The organism is Aeromonas sp. YN13HZO-058 (assembly GCF_001921245.1).
Classification (GTDB): domain Bacteria; phylum Pseudomonadota; class Gammaproteobacteria; order Enterobacterales; family Aeromonadaceae; genus Aeromonas; species Aeromonas allosaccharophila.
On record NZ_MQSY01000021.1, the window covers coordinates 1 to 1252 of the forward strand.

General features: G+C 57.9%; 1 protein-coding gene and 2 pseudogenes. All 3 read left to right on the forward strand.

Translation table 11 applies throughout. The features are described from left to right. A pseudogene (locus BSP75_RS21885) lies at positions 1 to 314 on the forward strand (IS110 family transposase); the annotation flags it as partial. Positions 315 to 395: 81 nt separating this feature from the next. Further along, complete coding sequence (locus BSP75_RS21890) at positions 396 to 1049, forward strand: transposase (protein ID WP_216219141.1); 654 nt, start codon at positions 396 to 398, stop codon at positions 1047 to 1049. Next, positions 1050 to 1252 (forward strand): annotated as a pseudogene (locus tag BSP75_RS21455) (IS3 family transposase); the annotation flags it as partial.

Below are 1252 nucleotides of genomic sequence, written 5' to 3' on the forward strand. Positions count from 1 at the left end.
CCGGACGCAAAACTGACGTCAACGATGCGCAATGGATCCAGCGCCTGCATGCTTGCGGTCTACTGCGCGCCAGCTTCCATCCTGAGCGGGAGATCGCCGCGCTGCGCAGTTATCTGCGGCTACGTGAACGTCACCTCGATTACGCTGCGGCCCATATCCAGCACATGCAGAAGGCGCTAACTCACATGAACCTGCAATTGCAGCATGTGGTGAGTGACATCACTGGCGCCACCGGTATGCGGATCATCCGTGCCATTGTCGCAGGAGAGCGCAATGCCACGATGCTTGCCGCCATGCGCGACCTGCGCTGTTAGTCGAGCGTCGAAACCATCCAACGTGCGTTGGTTGGAAATTACCAGCCCGAGCATGTGTTTGCCTTGAGTCAGGCTCTAGCCATGTATGACGCCTACCAGGCCCAGATTTCTCTCTGTGATGAGCAGATTGCCCAAAGCTTGCAGCAGCTCTCTCGTGGCAAGCCTCGCCCCAGCAAAGCGCTACCCAAGCCACGTCACCGTACCCGGCAGCCGAACGCACTCAACTTCGATGTGCGCACCTTGCTCTATCAGCTGGTCGGTATCGATCTGACTCAAATCCATGGCATTGGCCCTTACCTGGCACTGCGTCTGGTGGCCGAGTGTGGAACGGATCTGAGTCGCTGGCGAACGGCCCAACACTTCACCTCCTGGCTGACACTGGCTCCGGGCTGCCGGATCAGTGGCGGCAAGGTGTTGTCAGCTCATACTCGCAAGACCAAGAATCGAGTGACCGCCCACCTACGACTGGCAGCGGTGACCATCGGCAGAACAAATACGGCGCTGGGGGCATTTTATCGACGGTTGTCGGCGCGTATCGGCAAAGCGAAGGCGGTCACCGCCACCGCGCGCAAGATTGCGGTCTTGTTCTACAACGCAATGCGTTTTGGTATGGAATATCAGGATCCCGGCGCCGACCACTATGAGCAGCAGTACCGCGAGCGGGTGGTCAAGGGATTGCACCGGCGGGCTGCCGAGTTTGGTTTCACCCTACAGGTAATCGAGGGTGTTTCTTAGGAAGGCTACGGCTCTCTTGATGACGGACGAGTTCACACGTACGCGCTGATAGACCGATTAAGAGAGCAAGCCCCCATTACCCTGGTCTGCTGCGCTTTCGATGTTCCAACATCCTGTTTTTACGACTATCTGGCTCGCAAGCGGACGATTAACCGTGAGCGGATACAGCAACGCAGCGAGTTGCGCCGGTTGTTCAAAGAGAG

Excerpts from the sequence above, each read along its gene's own strand:
- BSP75_RS21890 (WP_216219141.1), top strand. The coding sequence starts at position 396 with ATGTATGACGCCTACCAGGCCCAGATTTCTCTCTGTGATGAGCAGATT.